Here is a 21,274-nt window from a genome sequence, read left to right as displayed (position 1 = left end):
TTTTTGGCGTTTGAAAAAGGGAGTCGCCGTAAGGGCGAAACCATAGGAGGCCGTTACCGCAGCAATGGATATGCACTCCGACAATAAATCTCACATAGCTTCCTGTGACGCCCCGCATCACCGTTGCGCACGGCTCGATTAATGCGTCGTCAGCGGAACGCGGAGCGTCCCTGGCGGCATTCCCACGCAGAGCGTGGGAACGATCAATCGAGGTACACCCGTAAAAGTCAGGTCGGCTTTAAGGCCGCCTCGCTTTGCTTTTGATCGCGGGCGCCCCGTTAACCACGATGGCCGAACGCAGGCATTGCGCAGTGGGTAAACCGGCAGGACGCCGGTTTAGCCGCGCTGGGCCAGGGACGGCCCATCGCGGCGACCCACGGAGCAATGCCGGAGTGAGGGCATGCCGAGCCGAAGCGAGGCACCGAGTGGTGGGGCAAAGCCTTTTGCTTCCTTTTTGCTGGGCCGGCACTCCGGCGTTTGAAAAAGGGAGTCGCTGTAAAAGCGAAACCATAAGTGGCCGTTACCGCAGCAATGGATATGTACGCAGGCAACCAATTTCACACAGGGCTTCCTGTGACGCCCCCGCATCAACGTTGCGCACGGCTCAATTAATGCGTCGTCAGTGGAACGCGGAGCGTCCCTGGCGGCATTCCCACGCAGAGCGTGGGAACGATCAAAACACAGGCATCACCAAAAGCAGGTCGGCTTTAAGGCCGCCTCGCTTTGCTTTTGATCGAGGGCGCCCCGTTAACCACGCTGGCCGAACGCAGGCATTGCGCAGTGGGGAAACCGGCAGGACGCCGGTTTAGCCGCGCTGGGCCAGGGAGGGCCCATCGCGGCGACCCACGGAGCAATGCCGGAGAGAGGGCATGCCGAGCCCAAGCGAGGCACCGAGTGGTGGGGCAAAGCCTTTTGCTTCCTTTTTGCTGGGCCGGCACTCCGGCGTTTGAAAAAGGGAGTCGCCGTAAGGGCGAAACCATAAGTGGCCGTTACCGCAGCAACGGATATGTACTCAGACAACAATCTCCCACAGGCGTTGACGGACAAACTCAGGGCGTAAGGACGCAAGAAGATCAAGAGGTCTGTTAACTTGATCCACTACACCCCCACCCATCATGGTCAATACTCAAGGATTGAAGCCAAGCCAAACAACCGTCGTCTCTATCCAACGGGAGGTTTGTCATGTCGGGTCAATCTCGCTTCATGCTGGTGACTTCGCCGCTGATGGAACACAGCCCTGCTTTCGACCGGGCGACCGCGCTGGCCAAGGCGGAGGGCGCGGCGTTGCACATCGTGGCCTTCGACTATCTGGAAGGCCTCGCCACGGCTGGCATGGTCAATGAGAAGGCGCTGGAACAGATGCGCCTGGGTTACGTCGATCGCCACCGTCAGTGGCTGGAAGACCAGGCCCGGCCCTTGCGCAAAATCGGCGTAACCGTCACAACGGAAGTAACGTGGGTGCAAAACCCGCTGGAGGAAATCCTGATTCACCTCAAGGAACAGCCGATGGACGTGCTGATCAAGGCGCTGGAGCACCAGTCGTTGCTATCGCGGCTGATCTTCACCCCGCTGGATGTGCATTTGCTGCGTGAGTGTCCGGTGCCGTTACACTTCGTCAGCCACGCGATCAACGCGCTACCGCGCAAAGTGGTCGCAGCCATCGACCCCTTCCATCGTGATGATCACTACAAGACTTTCAACGACCGCATCCTGCACGAAGCCACGAAACTGGCGACTGCGTGCAACGCCGAACTTGATGTGGTCTACGCCTACGACCTCTCGTCCATCAGTTCGGACGAGTTCGGCTTTGACAACGGCTCGGCGTTTTTTTCCTCGACCAAGCACAAGACGCTGTATGACGCGCAGCTGGAAGCCTTCAACGAACTGGCCCAACGCAATGGCATCGCCGAAGCGCAACGGCACATGATCATGGGCAACCCGGCCAAGGTTTTGACCCGCTTTGCCGATGCGTTCAATGTCGACGTAATCGTCATGGGCCGTCTCGGCCATCGCGGCATGGGGCGCCTGATCGGCAGCACGGTGGAGCATCTGCTATACAAAATGCCCTGCAGTGTGTGGGTGGTGTACACCGAGCGGCTGGATGAATGACCGCCCGGTGTATCGCCCCGTAGGAGCCGGGCAAGCCGGCTCCTGCAGCTTCAACGCCTGGTGATGACCACCTCCAGGTATTCACTGGGCACCACCATCGACCTGTCGCCCGCCCGGTTCAGGCGGTTGAGCAGTTCGGTCAGGTCGTCTTCCAGGGCCTTGGCGCCATCAGGGGGCAGCGCCGCGAAGGCCTTGTGGATCGGACCGTACCAGCTGCGGAAGGTATCGATGAAATGCTCGGCCGAGCGATAGCGGAAGTTGAAGGTCCGGCGCGTCACCTGCACCAGGAAGTCGCGCTCGTCAAAGTGCTTGTGCAGCCAGGCTTCAGTGCCCCACTGCGAGGGCGGTTGCGCACCGGGCGGTGGTGGCATGTGCCGGCCGAGGGTCTTGAACATCTGGCCGACGAAACCTTCCGGCGTCCAGTTGGCCAGGCCGATCCGGCCGCCGGGGCGACACACTCGCGCCAGCTCCGCGGCGGCCTTGACCTGATCGGGTGCAAACATCACACCGAAGGTTGAGAGCACGGCGTCAAAACTGGCATCGGCGAAAGGCAACGCTTCGGCGTCAGCCACCTGGAAGGTCACGTTCAGGCGTTCCGCACGGGCACGGTCTTCGCCACGCTCGAGCAATGCAGCCACATAGTCGGTGGACACCACCCGGCAACCGCGACGCGCGGCGGCAAGGGTCGCATTGCCATTGCCGGCGGCAACGTCCAGCACCTGTTCATCACACAACAGGTCGCAGGCCTCGGCCAGTTGCTCACCGACGATCTGCAAGGTAGTGCCGATCACGGCATAGTCGCCACTGGCCCACGCGGCCATTTGGCGGGTTTTCAAGGCAGTAAGATCAATGGGTGTACTCATGGAGGCAATCTCTGGTTTGGAACAGGATCGGGCACACGCTCACTCAGCCGTGGTGGGGTCGATGATGTTCATGACCTGGGAAATGCGATTAGCCGGGAAACCGCCCTGCCGGGCATGCTCCCTGATGAGTTCCTCGTTTGGCGCGATGTACACGCAATACAGTTTGTCGCCTGTGACATAACTCTGCAGCCATTGCAGGTCTGGCAAATCGCGCAACACCTTGCAGGATTTTTGCGAGACAGCTTTCAAATCCCTTTCTGACAGTGCTCCGGCGCCTGGAATCTCGCGTTCAATGACGAACTTGGGCATGGCAACCTCACTTTTTCTTATTGATGACAGAGCCAGGTGGCCCTGTGTGCAAACTATCTCTCCGTCGCTGATCGGCGTCCTGTCCGATCGTCGGCCAACACTGCCCGATCGTCCGGAGAATTCACCTTGGGCCGTGACGCGCTCACAATCAGAAACTCCCGCACGGGAAAACGCCCATGGACGCCCTGTCACAGACCCTGCGCGTCGTCCGCCTGGTCGGCGCGATTTTCATCAACGCCAGGTTCACCGCCCCCTGGTGCTATCAGTCGCCGAGCGCCGACACGGCGGCACCGTTCCTGGAACCCGGCGCCGAACGGGTGGTGATCTTCCACTTGATCACCGAAGGCGAGTGCTACGTCGAACTGGGCGATGATCCTCCGCTGCTGCTCAACCCCGGCGACGTGGTGATATTCCCCCAGGGCCATGCCCATCGCATGAGTTCCAGACCGGGTTTGACGCCCGCCAGCGGTGCGCGGCTCGACGAGGTGCTGGCGCGGCGCCCGCGGCAGTTGAGTTATGGCGGTGGTGGTGCAGTGACACGCCTGGTGTGCGGCTACCTGGCCTGCGACACGCGTTTGGCCGGCATGTTGCTGGCAGGTCTGCCGCCGGTGGTCAGGGTCAATGTGCGCGGTTCGAACGCCGGCATCTGGCTGGAATCTTCGGTCCGTTATGCCCTGGCCGAAGCGCGATCGCCAAGGCCCGGCGGCGAAGGTGTGCTGGCGAAACTGGCCGAGGTGCTCTTCATCGAAGTACTGCGCCTGTACATGCACGAACATGGCGAGGGGCGGACCGGGTGGCTGGCCGGTGTAAGCGACCGGATCGTCGGCGCGGCCCTCAACGCCTTGCACAAGAAACCCTGCCACGCCTGGACGCTGGATGAGCTGGCGCGCACCGCCGGCACCTCTAGATCGGTCCTGGCAGAACGCTTTGCGCAACTGGTGGGGGTCACGCCGATGCAATACCTGACGCAATGGCGGATGTTGCTGGCGGCCAACCTGTTACGCAGCAGTAACAGCTCGTTGATGCGCATCGCCGAAGAGGTGGGGTACCAGACCGACACGGCATTCAGTCGCGCGTTTCGCCGTGAGTATGGCGCGCCGCCGGCGGCGTGGCGGCGTAGTCAGGGCAATCGATCAATGGCTCACGGTGAGGTGAGCCATTGATATCGCAAAAAGATCGCAGCCTGCGGCAGCTCCTACAGTGAACGCATACTCTGTAGGAGCTGCCGCAGGCTGCGATCTTTTGACTTCAAGCCGCTGGAACAGCGGTCTTCGCCTCTTCAAGCAATTGCTGGATCATCTTCTCCTGAGTGTCATAACTACCTTCACCAAAGTGCGTGTACCGCACCTGGCCCTTCGCATCGATCAGGTAGTGGGCAGGCCAGTACTGGTTGTCGAAGTTGCGCCAGATCGCATAGTTGTTGTCGATCGCTACCGGGTAGGTGATGCCGTATTCCTTCACCTTGTCCCGGACGTTGTCGATGATGCGTTCGAACCCGTACTCCGGGGTGTGCACACCGATAACCACCAGGCCGTCTTTCTCATACTTCTTCGCCCAGTCCTTGACGTACGGCAGGGTGTGCTTGCAGTTGATGCAGTCGAAGGTCCAGAAGTCCACCAGCACCACTTTGCCCTTGAGCGATTCGTTGGTCAGCGCTGGCGAGTTGATCCACTCCACCGCACCGGCCAGCGACGGCATCGCGCCTTGGGCGTTGTCCATGGACTCGGCCTTGACCTTGCTGACGAAGTAATCGACGACTTTCGGCACGGTTTCCAACAAGCCTTTTTCGACGCTGCTGATACCTTGCGACGAGGTGTTGGCCAGCAGCACATCATTTGCTCCGGTGGCAATCACCGCTGCGCCGGCCAACACCGCCACACCGGCACCGCGACGCAACCAGCCAGTGACCGGGATCGACGGTTTCAAGCGATTGACCAGGCCACGACCGGCGAAGATCAAGGTGCCCAACGACAACGCGCTACCCAGGCCGTAGGCCACCAGCAACAGACTGGTCCCGGCGTTCGCGCCCTGCAGCATTGCGCTGGTGAGAATCACCCCGAGGATCGGCCCGGCGCAGGGTGCCCAGAGCAGGCCGGTAGCGACACCAATCATGATCGAACTCAGCGGGCCGGACATTGTGCGGCTGTTGGGGTCGATGCGATTGCCCAGCGCCACGAATGGACGCGCCAACCAGTCGCCGACCCGTGCGGAAATCAGCGACAGGGCGAACACCACCATCACGATCAGTGCCACATGACGGCCGGTGTTGCTGGCCTGGATCACCCATTCACTGCTGACCACCGCCAGACTGGAGATCAGGGCAAACGTCAGGGCCATGCCACCCAGGGTCAGCAGGATCGAGGAACGCGTGCGGTCGGCCCCGGCGAACAGGAAGGGAACGACCGGCAGGATGCACGGGCTGAGGACGGTCAATATGCCGCCCAGGAAAGCGATGAGTAACATGGAGATCACCTTGCAAATAGAGGGGGGCAATTCACACCTGTCCCCTGTGGGAGCGAGCCTGCTCGCGAAGAGGTCAGCACATTCAAAATCGCTGCCGACTGACCCTCAGCCTTCGCTAGCAGGCTCACTCCCACATGGATCGGTGGTGTTCTGGATTCACGCGTTGTGTTCTTCCAGCCACTTGCCCTGAGACGTGTGACTGGCGCCGTTTTCTGCCACCACTTGCCCCTGAGGCGTGCGGTTGTAGCCGTCCTCGGCGAGGAAGGCGTCAGCGCCCTTCTGCGCCACCGGCGTCAGTTGAAAGCAGGTGCTGCTGCCGCAAGCGTTTTGCTCTACTGCGGCGTTGGCATGGGCCGCGGCACCGGCGACGGAAAAGGCAATGGCGGTCAAGAATCGGCTGATGGTGTTCATGGCTGTGTTCCTGTCTTCAAAGGGCAATGGGTGTTCGCCGGACTCAGTTGTCCGAATTGCAGTTGTCAGCCAATTTGCGGTAGTCCAGGACCTGGGTCTTGCTCTGGGAATCCAGGTAGGTCAACTGGGCATTCACCACACCGCAGGAAGGCGCAGAGTCCTGTTTCAGCGACAGCACTTTCTTGATGTCCAGGTGCGAGCCATAGCTGTAGCTCATCGGGGTAACATCAGCTTCGGCGCGGGCCGACAAGGTGCATATGTTCAGGGCGGCAAACAGGCAAGCGGCGTAGATGGCTTTGGTGTTCATGGCGGTTTCCTCAAGGTTCATCGTTTGTGGGTAGAGGCGCTTGGGTTTGCCTCGATGGAACCTATTAGAAGCCTGCGAGGTATCCCGTATGTGTCGGGAACCGGCGCGTGTAAATCGGTAAGTATCTGGACCGCTGCGCGATACAGAGGGATACAAAACCCCTGGAAATGGCCGTTTTTGCCTCGGTATGTATCCGCTGACAGGACAGATACACTGCAATACAAAGGACGGCGGGCGAGCGGGCCAAGGCTCGATAGACTGTGCGATATCCCCCACTGACAGAGGCAAGTCCCCATGGAGCACGTCGATCACATTCTCATCGTTGACGATGACCGCGAGATACGCGAGCTGGTGGGCAACTACCTGAAGAAAAACGGCCTGCGCACCACGGTCGTGGCCGATGGAAGGCAGATGCGCAGCTTCCTTGAATCCACGCCGGTGGACCTGATCGTGCTGGACATCATGATGCCGGGCGACGACGGCCTGATGCTCTGCCGCGAGTTGCGCGCCGGCAAACACAAGGCCACGCCGGTGTTGATGCTCACCGCGCGCAACGACGAAACCGACCGCATCATCGGCCTGGAAATGGGCGCCGACGACTACCTGGTCAAGCCCTTCGCCGCCCGTGAACTGCTGGCGCGGATCAACGCCGTATTGCGCCGCACGCGCATGTTGCCACCGAACCTGGTGGTGACCGAATCCAGCCGCTTGCTGGCCTTCGGTCGCTGGCGCCTGGACACGTCCGCCCGGCACCTGCTCGATGGCGACGGCACCATGGTCGCCCTCAGCGGTGCCGAATATCGGTTGCTGCGGGTGTTCCTCGATCATCCGCAACGGGTGCTCAATCGCGACCAATTGCTCAACCTGACCCAGGGCCGCGACGCCGACCTGTTCGATCGTTCCATCGACCTGCTGGTCAGTCGCCTGCGCCAGCGCCTGTTGGACGACGCCCGCGAGCCGGCCTACATCAAGACCGTACGCAGCGAGGGCTACGTGTTTTCCCTGCCGGTGGAAATCGTCGGGGCGCCAGCATGAACCTGTCGCTGCGCTGGCCCCGCACCCTGGCTTCGCGACTGTCGCTGATCTTCCTGATCGGCCTGATCCTCGCCCAGGCGCTGTCCTTCGGTGCGCAGTACTACGAGCGCTATGAAAGCTCGAAAAACACCATGCTCGGCAACCTGGAAACCGACGTCTCGACCTCCATCGCCATCCTCGACCGCCTGCCGGCGCCAGAGCGTGCGAGTTGGCTGCAGCAACTGGATCGGCGCAATTACCGCTATCTGCTCAATGAAGGTTCACCCGGCACCGCCATGGACACGGACATGCTCGAGGCACCGATTGCCATGACCTCGATCAAGAATTCCATCGGCAAGGACTACCCGATGACCTTCAGCGATATTCCCGGGCCTGCGAAGCACTTCCAGGTGCACCTCAAGCTGTCCGACGGCAGCCCATTGACCATCGATGTGCGGCCCTCGATGGTGCCGCTGTCGCCCTGGCTGCCCATGGTGCTGCTCGGGCAATTGGCGCTGATGATTGCCTGCACCTGGCTGGCCGTGAGGATCGCCATCCGCCCCCTCACCCGCCTCGCAGAAGCCGTGGACACCCTCGACCCCAACACCCACCCGGTGCTGCTGGACGAAAAAGGCCCGACCGAAGTGGCCCACGCCGCCAAGGCCTTCAATGCCATGCAGGCACGCATCGCCGCCTACCTCAAGGAACGCATGCAACTGTTGGCGGCGATTTCCCACGACCTGCAGACACCGATCACCCGGATGAAACTGCGCGCCGAGTTCATGGACGACTCAGTTGAGAAAGACAAGCTGTGGAACGACCTGGGCGAGATGGAACATCTGGTGCGAGAAGGCGTGGCGTACGCCCGCAGCGTCCACGGCGCCACCGAAGAAAGTCGACGCACCGACCTGGACTCGTTCCTCGACAGCCTGGTGTTCGATTACCAGGACATGGGCAAGCAGGTGCAACTGAGCGGCAAAAGCGCCATCGTCATCGACACCCGCCCCCACGCCCTGCGGCGAGTGCTGGTGAACCTGACGGACAACGCGCTCAAATTCGCCGGCGCTGCGGAACTGCTGGTTGAGAAGAAAGCCGATGGCAGCGTGTCGGTGAAGGTCATGGACCGCGGCCCGGGCATCGCCGAAGCGGAACTGGCCCAGGTCATGCAGCCGTTCTACCGCGTAGAAAATTCGCGCAACCGCAGCACTGGCGGTACCGGGTTGGGGTTGGCCATCGCGCAACAGCTGGCGTTGGCGATCGGGGGATCGTTGACCTTGAGCAATCGCGAGGGTGGTGGCTTGTGTGCCGAACTCAAGTTGCGTGGGTGACACCTGCTGATCGTTCCCACGCTCTGCGTGGGAATGCCGCCAGGGACGCTCCGCGTTCCGCTAACAACACAAGGCTGGCGTCCTGCGCAATGGTGACGCGGAGCGTCACGGGATGCATTCCCACGCAGAGCGTCACTAGTGTCCGGTAAACATGTTTCATAGCTGAAGGCTGCCTTGGGCAGCCTTCAGCTTTTCTCGCTCCTGCCTTCGTCGATCCCTCAGTTCTGGAGTAGCGGGCCGTTCGTGCAGGACGTGAGATATGCGAACCGTCAGCTCGAACAACGAACCGGTAAATCCTGAACGACGATGGAAAAGGTGCAGTAACAAGTAGCTGATCAAGGCACTGTAAATCTGCAGGCGCACGGCGTTTTCAGAGAAGGCATAGAAGCGTTTGAGTTTCAGATGTTGCTTGATCCACTTGAAAAACAGCTCGATCTTCCAGCGATCTTTGTACAAGCCCGCGACTTCTTCAGCTGTTCTTGCGAAGTCGTTGGTCACTAGGATTAATGGCGTGGCATGTCCCTCGCGCTCAACCACCACGCGTCTTACCGGCGTTTCTCGGTAGTCATTCAGACGCTTACCGCCCAGATGCTTTTTGCCGAACAGAATGACTTCATCGGTCATGACCGGGCTTTGCTCGGCTACGGTCGAGTGCTTGTGCAGCACTTTGATATTGGCGTTTTTCTTCAGGCGGGTGACGAAAAAAGCGCCTTTGGTCTGCAACTGGTGCCACCAGTTGTAATCGCAATAGCCCTTGTCAAAGACATACGTCATGCCGGCCTGAATCGGCATTTCCAGTGCATCGCTCAGGTCGTTGACGTTGGCAGGAGTGATGTTGACGTACACCGGGGCCAACTGTGCCAAATCTAGCCCGACATGTACTTTCAAGCCCTGCGTAATGCGGGTTTTCGTGGCGGCTGTCCAGCCATCGAAGTGAGGTCCGCGCAAAGTGATCGACGTGGAATCAAGCAGGCTAACCATGGCACCGACTTCTTTGCGCTGCTGGCGGCTGATGCCGCGCAACAGCAACTCGCAAAGGTCCTGGAATGGCCGGTAGTCACGCTTGTTCAAGGCATCCGACAGGGTCGAGCGGGCGACGGGACCCGCTTTAAGATGGTAGCTATGCGGGCTTAGAGTTTCGGAGAAAGTCGCCAAGGACCGCAGGCTTAAGGCTTGGGTTACATGACCGCTGACCAGTGTCACCAGCAATTGCCAGGACGTGCAGCGTTTGACGTAGCGATCAGCCTGGTGCCTTTCGGTGGATTGCCGAAAGAACTGGCGCGGGATCGCACTGAGCAGGTGGGCTAAACGGGTGCTGGTAAACATGAGCCAAAATCGAGTCTGAAAAATCCGATTATGACTGACGGCCGCCAACAGCAAGGGGGAGCAAGCTCCCCCTTCGGTTTTTACCGGACACTAGTGACGCAGAGCGTGGGAACGATCATCAAGCAACGACGCCTACGACGCCCTCCCCGTGCATCTGCCGCAACAACCCCAGCCCACTGTCCATAAACACCGTCGATTCCGTCATCCCCGCCTCCGCCGCCAATCCCTGCAACTGCGCACGTCCGGTCTGCCCGGGAAATTCCTCGATACGCTGCAACAACCGAAACGCCAACGGGCTCAATTCAGAAAACTTCACGCTGAAATCCGGGTCCCGACGCACCAGCAGCAATGTCGGCTGATCCGGTGGCGCATCAGGCTGATGATGCGGCCCGACCAACTGCACTGGCCAGGCATACGCCAAGGGCCAGGCCAATGGCGAAACCTGCAACGGACAATCCAGCAGCCCATCGACATCGCCGCCGGGCAACGGCTCGGCTTCGGATTGTTGCAGGACCATTTCCACCCATTCGTAGTGCGCCAGTTCGACCATGAACGGCGGCCAGGGGCCAGCAGCCAGCGCCGCAGGCTCAGAGGCCAGAAACTCGACAAACTCCTGGGCGATTTCGCCGAATTTCGGCGTGTGGGCTCGGTAGTCGCGCAGGAAAATCCGCACCAGCGCCCGCCATTGCGTGTCGCCGAGAATCTTCACCAATACCGGAAAGGTGCCGCCGATCAATGACGACAAGTTGGCGAACACCAGGTCGCGATATACCTGGGCCCGCGCCGGGTCCATTTCCGGCGGTGGCGCGTAACGCTCGGGGTCGCGCACGTAGCGCCCCAGACTGTTTTGCTGCTCTTGCAGGGTGCGCTTAACCACGGTTGACCCCCTCGGTTTGCAACCGGCGAATGGTCTGCAACTCGGCGACCAGTTCGCAAAACGCCGGAAAGTTGAAATCGCGCTCGAGCAAAGTCGGTTGCGCGCCAAATCGGGAATAGGCCTGGGCCAGCAACGACCACACCGCCGGTTTCACCGAAGCGCCATGGGTGTCGATTTTCAAGGTGTCGGACTCATCGAAATGCCCGGCGATGTGCATGGCCACGACACGATTCGCATCGATCCCGGCCAGGAACGTACGCGGGTCGAAACCATGGTTGATCGAGTTGACGTACACATTGTTGACGTCCAGCAACAGGTCGCAATCGGCTTCACGCAGCACGGCGTTGGTGAACGTCACCTCGTCCATGTCCTGCTGCGGTGCGGCATAGTAGGAGACGTTTTCCACCGCCAGGCGGCGGCCGAGAATGTCCTGGGCCTGACGGATGCGCGCGGCGACGTGATGCACCGCCTCTTCGGTAAAGGGCAACGGCAACAGGTCATACAGGTGACCGTCGTCGCTGCAGTAGCTCAAGTGCTCGCTGTACAGCGGCACGTCGTGGTGATCGAGGAAGACCCGCACCTCTTTCAGGAATTCGACATCCAGCGGCGATGGCCCGCCCAGGGACAGGGACAAGCCGTGGCAGGATAACGGGTAGCGCTCGGCCAGGGTTCGAAACGCCAGGCCATGGGCGCCGCCGATGCCGATCCAGTTTTCCGGCGCGACTTCAAGAAAGTCGAAATGGCCGGCCGGGGCGGCCAGCAGGTCTTTGATCAAACCGCGACGCAGGCCGAGCCCGACGCTGGCCTGTGCTGATGTGACAGGGGTTTGCATGATGTCGATCCCAAGGGTTGTCAGAATGTCATCACAGTTAATCGAAGGGATGTATCGGGCCTGTGTGGCGGGTCGACGGAAAACAGCAACGCTTGTATCGCCAGCGGGTCTGTACACACTCTGGTACAAACCCGCATCCAGGCATTACGCCAGGTCGTACTTCTCGCGCACCAGATGACCGATGCCCATGCGATCGAGCACATCCATCGGGCACAGGAAGGTCACGCGCACAGTGCCTGGCAGGCGACTGATGTCGATGGAGCCGGTGATGGTGGCGCGATTGAGCACTTCGTCATAAGGCAGGCCGGTGACGGTGGCGGCTCGGGTCAAGCCGTTTTCCACCGCCAGATTGAGGTTCTCGCCGCTGCCGATGAAGGTGATCGGGCCACTCTGTTCGATCTCGTGCTGGCCCCAGCGCTCTCCCAGCTCCCGGACTTTAGCGCGCTGCCCGGCATCCATCGGGCGCGCCATCGGTGGCAGATCATCAAGGTTTTGCAGAAGGATCGGCCCTTCCAGCGTCAGGTTTTTCACCACTTGCACCACCACCTCGGTTTCCCCGGAACAGTCGGTTGCGTGGCCGGCGATCTCGCCGTTGCCCTGTTGCGCATGCATGTCGCCCATGTAAACGCCGGCCCCCGGAACTTTCACCGGGCAGATCAACACACAGCCTTCGCGGACCGAATTGGTGTCCATGTGGCCGTCGGTCTTGGCCGCGTGCAGCTCTTCGCGGGTCATGCCGAAACGGTGCGGCGCATTGATCAGGTACTGGCCGAAGTCGGCACAGTTGTGCGAGTCGGGAATGTCTCGGGACGGCAGGGTGCCGATGTTTCCAAGGAACGGCCGCATAGGCGCGGCAACCCCGGGGATATCGGCGCGGGCCAGGGACAGGATTGAATGCTGTGCGGCGAATTCCGGCAGCGCCGACATCTCAGAGGCATTGCCGGCCAATCGGTTGGCGATGTCCTGGTTGACCGTCAGGCTGACCTGATTCTGCGCGTCAAAGACGATCACGTAGCCATGACTGAATCGAAATGCGCTGACCTCGGCATCACAGTGGTTGCAGCGAATCGCGTCCTCGCCAATGCCTTCGACATGGCTGGCCGGATGCTCGGTGCCACATTTGGAGCAGAACTTGGAGACGAACGGATCGCCGTTGTAGCGCCCCTCGACAAAGCTCATGACCCCGGAGGAAGTGGCCAGCGACGTGACGCGCATGCTGTTGATCTTGATCGCCACGGCATCGCCGATTTGCGCCCCGGCGATGGCCACCGGTTGCGTCACTTCATGGCCCCCCTCGAAAGCGGGCGTGATCATCGGCCCCCAGCAACCTGGCGGTGTTCCGGTGACCAGGGTGCCGCCATCGGCCAGCGGGCCGAGCATCGGCTGGCTCGGACCAATGATGCCATTGGTGTAGCGATCGACCCGCAGGCGATCGACCGGCGCGGCGTTGAGAGTGGGTTGAGGCACAAGCGTTGTCATGATGATCCCCATCGGAGTCAGGAGCGAATGGTCCTCACAGTTCAGCGCAGGTTTGTATCTGGTCTGTGTTCGGGGGTGGCCTTGAATTGGCGGGGACTGTATCGAGAAACAGTCTGGATACATTGGGATACATGCATAGGGACTGCCAAACACCCTCTCTGTAGGAGCGAGCCTGCTCGCTCCCACAGGGGGCTGCGTCAATCAGGGACATTGGCTTTCGTCGCTTGGGACGGCGCCACAGCCCCTGAGAACTAAACTTAATCCACACAGGACGAGTTGATCGTCCTGTCCATTCCACGACCACCGCCCAGGGGCGAACGCCTCGATAAACACCGCCACTGGACTCTGATCCTGCAAAAGGAGCACACGTGATGGACGAGGCCAAACTCAACGATTTCATGGGCAAACTGGTAGGCGACATGGGCGGCGCGGCGATGCTGGCTAACGTCATCCTTGGTGAAGAGCTCGGCCTGTACCGGGCCATGGCAGACAGCCAGCCAGTCAAGCCCGAAGCTCTCGCCGAGAAGACCGGCTGCAACCCTCGCCTGGTGCGCGAATGGCTCAGCGCCCACGCAGCTTCTGGCTATATGGAACACAGCGACGGTCAATTCCGCCTGCCCGAAGAACAAGCCCTGGCACTGGCCGTCGAAGACTCGCCGGTCTATGTGGCGGGTGGCATCGGCGTAGTTGCATCGTTTTTTCATGACAAGGACAAACTGGTCAAGGCCATGCGTGGCGATGGCGCCCTGGCGTGGGGCGATCACCACCCGTGCATGTTCAGCGGCACCGAACGTTTCTTCCGGCCCGGCTACAAGGCGCACCTAATCGCCGAGTGGTTACCGGCCCTGGACGGTGTGGTAGCCAAACTGGAGGAAGGCGCCAAGGTCGCCGACATTGGCTGCGGTCACGGCGCGTCGACGGTGATCATGGCCCAGGCGTACCCGAACTCGCGGTTCGTTGGTTTCGATTACCACGCGCCGTCCGTCACCGTCGCCACCCAGCGCGCCGAAGAAGGTGGCGTGTCCGGCCGGGCACGGTTCTTCCAGGGTACGGCCAAGAGCTATCCCGGCAACGACTATGACCTGGTCTGCTACTTCGACTGCCTGCACGACATGGGCGACCCGGTGGGCGCGGCCAAGCACGCGTACGAGTCCTTGAAGCCGGATGGCACGGTATTGCTCGTGGAGCCGTTCGCCAACGACTCGCTGGACGACAACATCACCCCGGTCGGCCGGCTGTTCTATGCCGCCTCCACCTTCATCTGCACGCCCAATTCGCTGTCCCAGGAAGTCGGCCTGGGCCTTGGCGCACAAGCAGGTGAAGCACGGTTGCGCAAGGTGTTCAGTGAGGCGGGATTCAGCACATTCCGACGGGCCACGGAGACACCGTTCAACCTGATTCTGGAGGCACGTAAGTAACACGCCCCCCCCCTGTAGGAGCGAGCATGTTCCGGGCGGCGTTCCGACGATTGAAGACGAAAGACCGCGGGGCGTCAGACCGCCAGTGTTATCGTTGACGTCCATCGCGAGCGTGCTCGCTCCTACAGGTTTGCGGGGTATTGAGATGCTCGATAGCCTTATCCACGAACAACTCGACCAGCTCCAACAGCTCATCGCCGACGAGCCGTTCGCGGTCCTGACCGGTGCCGGTATCAGTACCCCGTCGGGCATTCCGGACTACCGTGACAATCAGGGCGTGCGCCGTGGCCGCCAGCCCATGATGTATCAGGAGTTTCTCTCGGCACCCGAATCCCGGCGGCGCTATTGGGCGCGGGCGATGCTTGGCTGGCCGCGGGTGCGCCAGGCGCAACCGAACGTGGCCCACGACACCCTGGCCCGCTTGCAAAGCACGGGACGGATCGGCGGCTTGATCACGCAGAACGTCGATACCCTGCACGACCAGGCCGGCAGCCATGATGTGATCGAACTTCACGGCAGCCTGCACCGGGTACTGTGCCTGGACTGCGCAAGACGCAGCGAGCGCGATTCGATCCAGCAGCTGATGGAAACCCAAAACCCCTACCTCGCAGGCGTGGACGCAGTGCAGGCGCCGGACGGCGACACCTTGCTCGACCCGGCCTTCGAGGCACGCTTCCAGGTTCCGCTCTGCCCGCATTGCAGTGGCGAACGGTTGAAACCGGACGTGGTTTTTTTCGGTGAGAACGTTGCACAGCACACGGCGGCGAAAGCGCTGGCCACGGTGGAAAAGGCCGCCGGGTTGCTGGTGGTTGGCTCGTCGCTGATGGCGTACTCGGCGTTTCGCCTGTGCCGGGCGGTGGTGGATCAGGGCAAGCCGCTGCTGGCGATCAACCTGGGCAAGACACGGGCGGATGACATGCTGGACCTGAAAATAGAAATGTCCTGCGAGCAACTACTGCCTTTGCTGGCACAGCGCCTTAACCCCTGACACCACCCCATCCCCTGTGGGAGCGAGCAGACTCGCTCCCACAGAGATCGGAGATCACTTCATAACACTGCGAAATCCTGCGCCTTGAGCACATCAAATAATGCCTGCGCCGCCGCCGACAACTCCCCTCCCTGCAAGGTCAGCACGCCAATGGCCCGCTCCAACACCGGGTCACGCAAGGTAATGCAATGCGCTCCGAGTTCACGCATCTGACCCACACACAAGGCCGGAACCACGCTCACGCCCAACCCACTGGCAACCATCCGCCCGACCGTCGCCAGTTGATGGCTTTCAAACTCCACCGGCAGCTTCATGCCCCGGGCCTGCAAATGCTCTTCCAGCATCACCCGCACCGTCGACGGGCGCTGCAAGGTAATGAACGGTTCCTCGAGCAAGGTCTGCCAGTCGATTTCCTCGAGCTCGACCAGCGGTGAGTCTTGAGGCACCACTGCCACGAAGCGATCCATGTAAAGTGGCGTGAATTGCAGCGATGAGCTCATGGTCGGCTCGAACGCCACACCGAGTTCCACCTGGCGGTCGCGAACCATTTCCAGCACCTGCTCGTTGATCACGTCGTTGACCGTGACGTTGACTTTCGGATAGCGGACGCGGAATGTCTTGAGGATCGGCGGCAGCAGGTTGCCGGCAAACGAGGGCATGGCCGCCAGGGTCACTCGACCACGCTGCAAGGTGAAGCGCTGGCGCAACTCATCCTCGGCATTGTCCCAATCGGCGATCAGGCGGCGCGCCAGCGGCACCAGGGTTTCGCCTTCTGCGGTCAACGCCACATTGCGTGTGTTGCGGGTGAACAATCGCCCGCCCAGGCCCTCCTCCAATGCCTTGATGGTCAGGCTCAAGGCCGATTGCGACAGGTGCAGGCGCTCGCAGGCCACGGCAAAACTGAGGCTTTGGGCCACAGCCAGGAAGGCGCGGATCTGCTTGACTGTCATGGTCACTGTCTCCAACGCGTTAGATTGTTGAGTTTTATCCATTAATCAACATTAAAAATCAACTTAACAAATGAATCTTGTCGCGCGACACTCAATCCCATTCGGCTAGCCAGCCGCCCACAAAGAATAAAAGAGGTGCATATGGCAGGTTTCGACAAGCGCGTGAGTTCCTACGAGGAAGCCCTGGCCGGTCTTGAAGACGGTATGACCGTGATCGCCGGCGGCTTCGGCCTGTGCGGGATCCCGGAGAACCTGATCAACGAGATCAAGCGCAAAGGCACTCGCGACCTCACCGTCGTTTCCAACAACTGCGGCGTCGACGGTTTCGGCCTCGGCGTGCTGCTGACCGACCGCCAGATCAGCAAAGTGGTGGCCTCCTACGTCGGCGAAAACAAGCTGTTCGAGGAGCAACTGCTCAAGGGCGAAATCGAAGTCATCCTGACCCCGCAAGGCACCCTCGCTGAAAAAATGCGCGCAGGCGGTGCCGGCATCCCGGCCTTCTTCACCGCCACCGGCGTCGGCACTCCAGTCGCCGACGGCAAGGAAGTGCGCGAATTCCATGGCCGCAAGTACCTGATGGAAGAATCCATCACCGGTGACTTCGCCATCGTCAAAGGCTGGAAAGCCGACCATTTCGGTAACGTGATCTATCGCCACACCGCACAGAACTTCAACCCGCTGGCTGCCACCGCCGGCAAGATCACCGTAGTTGAAGTCGAAGAGATCGTCGAACCCGGCGAGCTGGAGCCGTCGCAGATCCACACCCCTGGCATCTACGTCGACCGGATCATCTGCGGCACGTTCGAGAAGCGCATCGAACAGCGCACCGTACGTAAGTGATCCCCTGCCCCCGGACCGAATGAAGGAATAACAACAATGGCACTTTCCCGCGAACAAATGGCTCAACGCGTCGCCCGCGAAATGCAGGACGGCTTCTACGTGAACCTGGGCATCGGCATTCCGACCCTGGTCGCCAACTACATCCCCGAAGGCATGGAAGTCATGCTGCAGTCGGAAAACGGCCTGCTGGGCATGGGTCCTTTTCCAACTGAAGAAACCATCGATGCCGACATGATCAACGCCGGCAAGCAAACCGTGACCGCCCGTATCGGCGCCTCGATCTTTTCCTCGGCCGAGTCCTTCGCGATGATCCGCGGTGGCCACGTTGACCTGACCGTGCTGGGCGCCTTTGAGGTCGACGTGCAAGGCAACATCGCCTCGTGGATGATCCCCGGCAAGCTGGTCAAGGGCATGGGCGGTGCCATGGACCTGGTGGCTGGCGCAGACAACATCATCGTCATCATGACCCACGCGTCCAAGGACGGTGAGTCCAAGCTGCTGTCCCAATGCAGCCTGCCACTGACAGGCGCCGGTTGCATCAAGCGCGTTCTGACGGACCTGGCTTACCTGGAAATCGAGAATGGCGCATTTGTCCTCAAGGAACGCGCACCTGGCGTCAGCGTTGAAGAAATCGTCGCCAAAACCGCTGGTAAACTGATCGTCCCGGACCACGTTCCGGAAATGCAGTTCGCTGACCAGTGAGGAACCATTCCATGCAAGAAGTCGTCATTGTTGCCGCCACGCGCACCGCGATCGGCAGTTTCCAGGGTTCCCTGGCCAATGTTTCCGCCGTTGACCTGGGCGCGGCGGTGATCCGTCAATTGCTGGCACAAACTGGTCTGGACCCGGCCGAAGTCGATGAAGTGATCATGGGTCAGGTGTTGACCGCCGGTGCCGGGCAAAACCCCGCGCGCCAGGCGTCCATCAAGGCAGGCCTGCCGTTTGCCGTGCCGGCCATGACCCTGAACAAGGTCTGTGGCTCGGGCCTCAAGGCCCTGCACCTGGGCGCCCAGGCGATCCGCTGCGGCGACGCCGAGGTGATCATCGCTGGCGGCCAGGAAAACATGAGCCTGGCCAACTACGTCATGCCCGGTGCCCGCACCGGCCTGCGCATGGGTAACGCACAAATCGTCGACACCATGATCAGCGATGGCCTGTGGGATGCGTTCAACGATTACCACATGGGCATCACCGCTGAGAATCTGGTGCAGAAGTACGACATCAGCCGCGAGCAGCAGGATGCCTTCGCTGCCGCTTCCCAGCAGAAAGCCGTGGCCGCCATCGAAGCCGGGCGTTTCGTCGATGAAATCACCCCGATCCTGATCCCACAGCGCAAGGGCGATCCGCTGTCCTTCGCCACCGACGAGCAGCCACGGGCCGGCACCACCGCCGAGTCCCTGGGCAAGCTCAAGCCGGCCTTCAAGAAGGACGGTTCGGTGACCGCTGGCAACGCTTCGTCGCTCAACGACGGCGCCGCGGCCGTGATCCTGATGAGTGCCGAAAAAGCCAAGGCCCTGGGCTTGCCGGTACTGGCAAAAATTGCTGCTTACGCCAACGCTGGCGTGGACCCGGCAATCATGGGCATCGGCCCGGTGTCGGCCACTCGCCGCTGCCTGGACAAGGCTGGCTGGTCTATCGACCAGCTTGAGCTGATCGAAGCCAACGAAGCCTTCGCCGCACAATCGCTGGCCGTGGCCAAGGACCTGGAATGGGACTTGAACAAGGTCAACGTCAACGGCGGTGCTATCGCCCTCGGCCACCCGATCGGTGCCTCGGGCTGCCGCGTCCTGGTGACCCTGCTGCATGAAATGATCAAGCGAGACGCCAAGAAAGGCCTCGCCACCCTGTGCATCGGTGGTGGTCAGGGCGTGGCCTTGGCGCTCGAACGGGCTTAAGACGACAGCGTTTAACAGACGGCGCGGGGACCCACGAAGATCCGCCGCCGCCTGGCAAAACACCCGGTGCGATTCACGTCGTACCGGGTTTCTTTATTGGCTGAACGGCTCGTCCTCCTTGTAGGAGCCAGCGGGCACTCCATTTTGTATACAAAAATTGTTCAACACTAGAGCAAATCACCCCGCCAGATGCTAACGTTGCCGCCCATACACAGGTCGGAGACGTGCGCGTGTTGATGCTCAAATTGCTGGTCATTCCTGGCTTTCTGCTACTGATCTCCCTGGCGGGCAAACGCTGGGGGCCAAGCGTGGCGGGTTGGTTGTCGGGGTTGCCGGTGGTGGTCGGACCTATCCTGTTGTTCCTTGCCATCGAGCAAGGCCAGGCATTCGCCGCCCAGTCGGCCATGGCCGCACTGTCGGCGATGTTCGCGATGATTGCCTTCTGCGTGACCTATGCGCAGGTCGCGCAACGCGCAAAATGGCCGCTGGCATTGACGATCTCGCTCCTGGTATGGGCCTTGGTTGCCGTGGTCCTGTCGTTGCTCCCACCGTCACTCCCCCTCTCGGTGATTGCCGCCGCCACTGCACTGCTGGCCGCGCCACACTTATTCCCGGCCGTGCAGCCGATCGTTTCAGGCCCGGCGCCAAAGTCCGATAAATTGCTGCTGCGCATGATTGCCGGCGCCTTGCTGACGCTGGCTGTCACGTGGCTCGCGAGCACCGTTGGCGACCGCTGGAGCGGCCTGCTCGCCGTGTTCCCGGTGCTGGGCAGTGTGATGGCGGTGTTCTCCCAGCAAACCCGAGGCCCGGCGTTTACCGCCGCGTTACTGCGGGCAACGGCCACCGGTATGTATTCATTTTCCGCTTTTTGCCTGGTCGTCACGCTGACCTTGCCCAGCATGGGCATGATGGGTTTTGGTGTTGGCGTGGCCGTCTCGGTAGCCATGCTCGGCGTCACCAGGCGGTTGCTGGCGAAACCCGCTCCCCAGGCAACACGTTCAACCATTTCGAACGAGTAGCGCAACATCCTCGTACGTCAATCGAACAGGTTTGCTCCACCATCAGCCTCAGTTCCAAACCAATCCCGACTGAGGCCTACACCATGAAATTCTTTTTCCATCCTTCGCCTAACCCGATGAAAGTCGCCCTGCTGCTCGAAGAACTGCAAACGCCCTATGAGTTGATCGGCGTCGACACCTTCAAGGGCGAGCAACACTTGCCAGCCTTCCTCGCGATCAACCCGAACGCCAAGGTTCCGGCCCTGGTTGATGGCGAAGCGACGGTTTTCGACTCCCAGGCCATCCTGCTGCACCTGGCGCAAAAGCATGAGCGTTTCCTGCCCAGCAGCGCTGCCGGCAACGCCGAGCTGCTGTCGTGGTTGATGTTCATTGCCACCGGCCTGTCGCCGTTCTCCGGCCAGGCCGTGCACTTCCTGCATCACGCCCCAGAGGACCTGCCCTACGCGAAAAATCGCTATCTCAAGGAAATCGAACGCCACTATCGCGTACTCGACCAGCGTCTGGCCGACCATCAGTACCTGGCTGGCGACAGCTACAGCATCGCCGACATGGCACTCTGGGGCTGGGCCAACTATGCGCCGTATATCCTTGGCGAAAACGGCTTGGCGGCCTACCCCAACGTCAAGCGCCTGTTTGACGAAATCAGCGCCCGCCCGGCGGCCCAGCGAGCCCTGGGCCTGAAAGAGAAGCTGGTGCTAAAGGCCGAATTCGACGAAGAGACTCGCCGTAACCTGTTCCCGCAGAACCAGGCCCGGTAAGACGTTCACGACATTCGAAGGTGATGAAAATGAGTGATCACGGCGGGCGCCTGCTCTTTGGAGTGAGTGACCGTCCGTTAGCCCGCAC

General features: G+C 61.0%; 21 protein-coding genes. 11 read left to right on the top strand and 10 right to left on the bottom strand.

The window, feature by feature from the left end; all coding sequences use genetic code 11:
* The first annotated feature begins 1,182 nt into the window (after positions 1-1,182).
* Complete coding sequence (locus tag HGP31_RS12765; RefSeq protein WP_020801339.1) at positions 1,183-2,109, top strand: universal stress protein; 927 nt, start codon at positions 1,183-1,185, stop codon at positions 2,107-2,109.
* A 50-nt stretch (positions 2,110-2,159) separates the two neighbouring features.
* Here HGP31_RS12765 and HGP31_RS12760 read toward each other — a convergent pair whose 3' ends face one another.
* The gene (locus tag HGP31_RS12760; RefSeq protein ID WP_020801340.1) at positions 2,160-2,972 is read right to left on the bottom strand and encodes a class I SAM-dependent methyltransferase; all 813 of its coding nucleotides are present in this window, start codon (positions 2,970-2,972) and stop codon (positions 2,160-2,162) included.
* A 39-nt stretch (positions 2,973-3,011) separates the two neighbouring features.
* Positions 3,012-3,281 (bottom strand): DUF4242 domain-containing protein, encoded by a 270-nt coding sequence (locus HGP31_RS12755; protein WP_020801341.1) that lies wholly within the window; start codon positions 3,279-3,281, stop codon positions 3,012-3,014.
* A gap of 176 nt (positions 3,282-3,457) precedes the next feature.
* Between HGP31_RS12755 and HGP31_RS12750 the strand changes: the two genes are divergently transcribed.
* Entirely contained in the window at positions 3,458-4,444 is a 987-nt protein-coding gene (locus HGP31_RS12750; protein ID WP_020801342.1) for an AraC family transcriptional regulator, read from the top strand.
* An 85-nt stretch (positions 4,445-4,529) separates the two neighbouring features.
* Here the strand turns inward: HGP31_RS12750 and HGP31_RS12745 are convergent, their stop codons facing one another.
* From HGP31_RS12745 to HGP31_RS12735, 3 genes are all read right to left on the bottom strand, one after another.
* Positions 4,530-5,744 (bottom strand): cytochrome c biogenesis protein DipZ, encoded by a 1,215-nt coding sequence (locus tag HGP31_RS12745; protein WP_020801343.1) that lies wholly within the window; start codon positions 5,742-5,744, stop codon positions 4,530-4,532.
* 156 nt (positions 5,745-5,900) lie between these two features.
* A complete protein-coding gene (locus tag HGP31_RS12740) occupies positions 5,901-6,155 on the bottom strand; it encodes a hypothetical protein (protein ID WP_020801344.1) in 255 nt (84 codons plus the stop codon).
* A gap of 43 nt (positions 6,156-6,198) precedes the next feature.
* On the bottom strand, positions 6,199-6,462 hold the full coding sequence (locus HGP31_RS12735) for a DUF2790 domain-containing protein (protein ID WP_033045036.1): 264 nt from the start codon (positions 6,460-6,462) through the stop codon (positions 6,199-6,201).
* A 294-nt stretch (positions 6,463-6,756) separates the two neighbouring features.
* On the opposite strand from HGP31_RS12735, the gene HGP31_RS12730 reads away from it, so the two are divergent.
* A complete protein-coding gene (locus tag HGP31_RS12730) occupies positions 6,757-7,497 on the top strand; it encodes a response regulator (RefSeq protein WP_008063067.1) in 741 nt (246 codons plus the stop codon).
* Positions 7,494-8,804, top strand: a complete 1,311-nt coding sequence (locus HGP31_RS12725) for an ATP-binding protein (protein ID WP_168757867.1) — start codon at positions 7,494-7,496, stop codon at positions 8,802-8,804. Before HGP31_RS12730 ends, HGP31_RS12725 begins: the two co-directional genes overlap by 4 nt.
* A 156-nt stretch (positions 8,805-8,960) precedes the next feature.
* Here the strand turns inward: HGP31_RS12725 and HGP31_RS12720 are convergent, their stop codons facing one another.
* The 4 genes from HGP31_RS12720 to HGP31_RS12705 form a co-directional block, all read right to left on the bottom strand.
* A complete protein-coding gene (locus HGP31_RS12720) occupies positions 8,961-10,130 on the bottom strand; it encodes an IS4 family transposase (protein WP_168757130.1) in 1,170 nt (389 codons plus the stop codon).
* Between the two features lie 118 nt (positions 10,131-10,248).
* Complete coding sequence (locus HGP31_RS12715) at positions 10,249-11,007, bottom strand: HvfC family RiPP maturation protein (protein WP_020800019.1); 759 nt, start codon at positions 11,005-11,007, stop codon at positions 10,249-10,251.
* Positions 11,000-11,839 carry an HvfB family MNIO-type RiPP peptide maturase gene (locus HGP31_RS12710; RefSeq protein WP_083348815.1) on the bottom strand — a complete coding sequence of 280 codons (840 nt, stop codon included), beginning with the start codon at positions 11,837-11,839 and terminating at the stop codon, positions 11,000-11,002. The genes HGP31_RS12715 and HGP31_RS12710 overlap by 8 nt, the downstream gene beginning before the upstream one ends.
* 144 nt (positions 11,840-11,983) lie before the next feature.
* Positions 11,984-13,318 carry an acetamidase/formamidase family protein gene (locus tag HGP31_RS12705; RefSeq protein WP_052024732.1) on the bottom strand — a complete coding sequence of 445 codons (1,335 nt, stop codon included), beginning with the start codon at positions 13,316-13,318 and terminating at the stop codon, positions 11,984-11,986.
* Positions 13,319-13,689: 371 nt separating this feature from the next.
* Between HGP31_RS12705 and HGP31_RS12700 the strand changes: the two genes are divergently transcribed.
* Together HGP31_RS12700 and HGP31_RS12695 are read left to right on the top strand one after the other, a co-directional pair.
* The gene (locus tag HGP31_RS12700) at positions 13,690-14,736 is read left to right on the top strand and encodes a class I SAM-dependent methyltransferase (RefSeq protein ID WP_033042194.1); all 1,047 of its coding nucleotides are present in this window, start codon (positions 13,690-13,692) and stop codon (positions 14,734-14,736) included.
* A 145-nt stretch (positions 14,737-14,881) separates the two neighbouring features.
* The gene (locus HGP31_RS12695; protein ID WP_151141848.1) at positions 14,882-15,724 is read left to right on the top strand and encodes an NAD-dependent protein deacetylase; all 843 of its coding nucleotides are present in this window, start codon (positions 14,882-14,884) and stop codon (positions 15,722-15,724) included.
* Positions 15,725-15,783: 59 nt separating this feature from the next.
* On the opposite strand, the gene HGP31_RS12690 is transcribed toward HGP31_RS12695, so the two are convergent.
* Complete coding sequence (locus tag HGP31_RS12690; protein ID WP_083348813.1) at positions 15,784-16,674, bottom strand: LysR family transcriptional regulator; 891 nt, start codon at positions 16,672-16,674, stop codon at positions 15,784-15,786.
* A 141-nt stretch (positions 16,675-16,815) separates the two neighbouring features.
* On the opposite strand from HGP31_RS12690, the gene HGP31_RS12685 reads away from it, so the two are divergent.
* The 5 genes from HGP31_RS12685 to HGP31_RS12665 all read left to right on the top strand — a co-directional run bounded on the left by HGP31_RS12685 (position 16,816) and on the right by HGP31_RS12665 (position 21,186).
* The gene (locus HGP31_RS12685; protein WP_020800013.1) at positions 16,816-17,514 is read left to right on the top strand and encodes a CoA transferase subunit A; all 699 of its coding nucleotides are present in this window, start codon (positions 16,816-16,818) and stop codon (positions 17,512-17,514) included.
* A 36-nt stretch (positions 17,515-17,550) separates the two neighbouring features.
* Positions 17,551-18,216 (top strand): CoA transferase subunit B, encoded by a 666-nt coding sequence (locus HGP31_RS12680; RefSeq protein WP_033042175.1) that lies wholly within the window; start codon positions 17,551-17,553, stop codon positions 18,214-18,216.
* A gap of 11 nt (positions 18,217-18,227) precedes the next feature.
* On the top strand, positions 18,228-19,409 hold the full coding sequence (locus tag HGP31_RS12675) for an acetyl-CoA C-acetyltransferase (protein ID WP_033042172.1): 1,182 nt from the start codon (positions 18,228-18,230) through the stop codon (positions 19,407-19,409).
* A gap of 230 nt (positions 19,410-19,639) precedes the next feature.
* The gene (locus HGP31_RS12670) at positions 19,640-20,428 is read left to right on the top strand and encodes a hypothetical protein (protein ID WP_020800010.1); all 789 of its coding nucleotides are present in this window, start codon (positions 19,640-19,642) and stop codon (positions 20,426-20,428) included.
* A gap of 83 nt (positions 20,429-20,511) precedes the next feature.
* Complete coding sequence (locus tag HGP31_RS12665; protein ID WP_033042167.1) at positions 20,512-21,186, top strand: glutathione S-transferase family protein; 675 nt, start codon at positions 20,512-20,514, stop codon at positions 21,184-21,186.
* The last annotated feature ends 88 nt before the right edge of the window (positions 21,187-21,274 follow it).

It is taken from the genome of Pseudomonas umsongensis, assembly GCF_012647205.1.
Lineage (GTDB): Bacteria > Pseudomonadota > Gammaproteobacteria > Pseudomonadales > Pseudomonadaceae > Aquipseudomonas > Aquipseudomonas umsongensis.
This window is presented reverse-complemented; position numbering and strand designations above follow the sequence as displayed.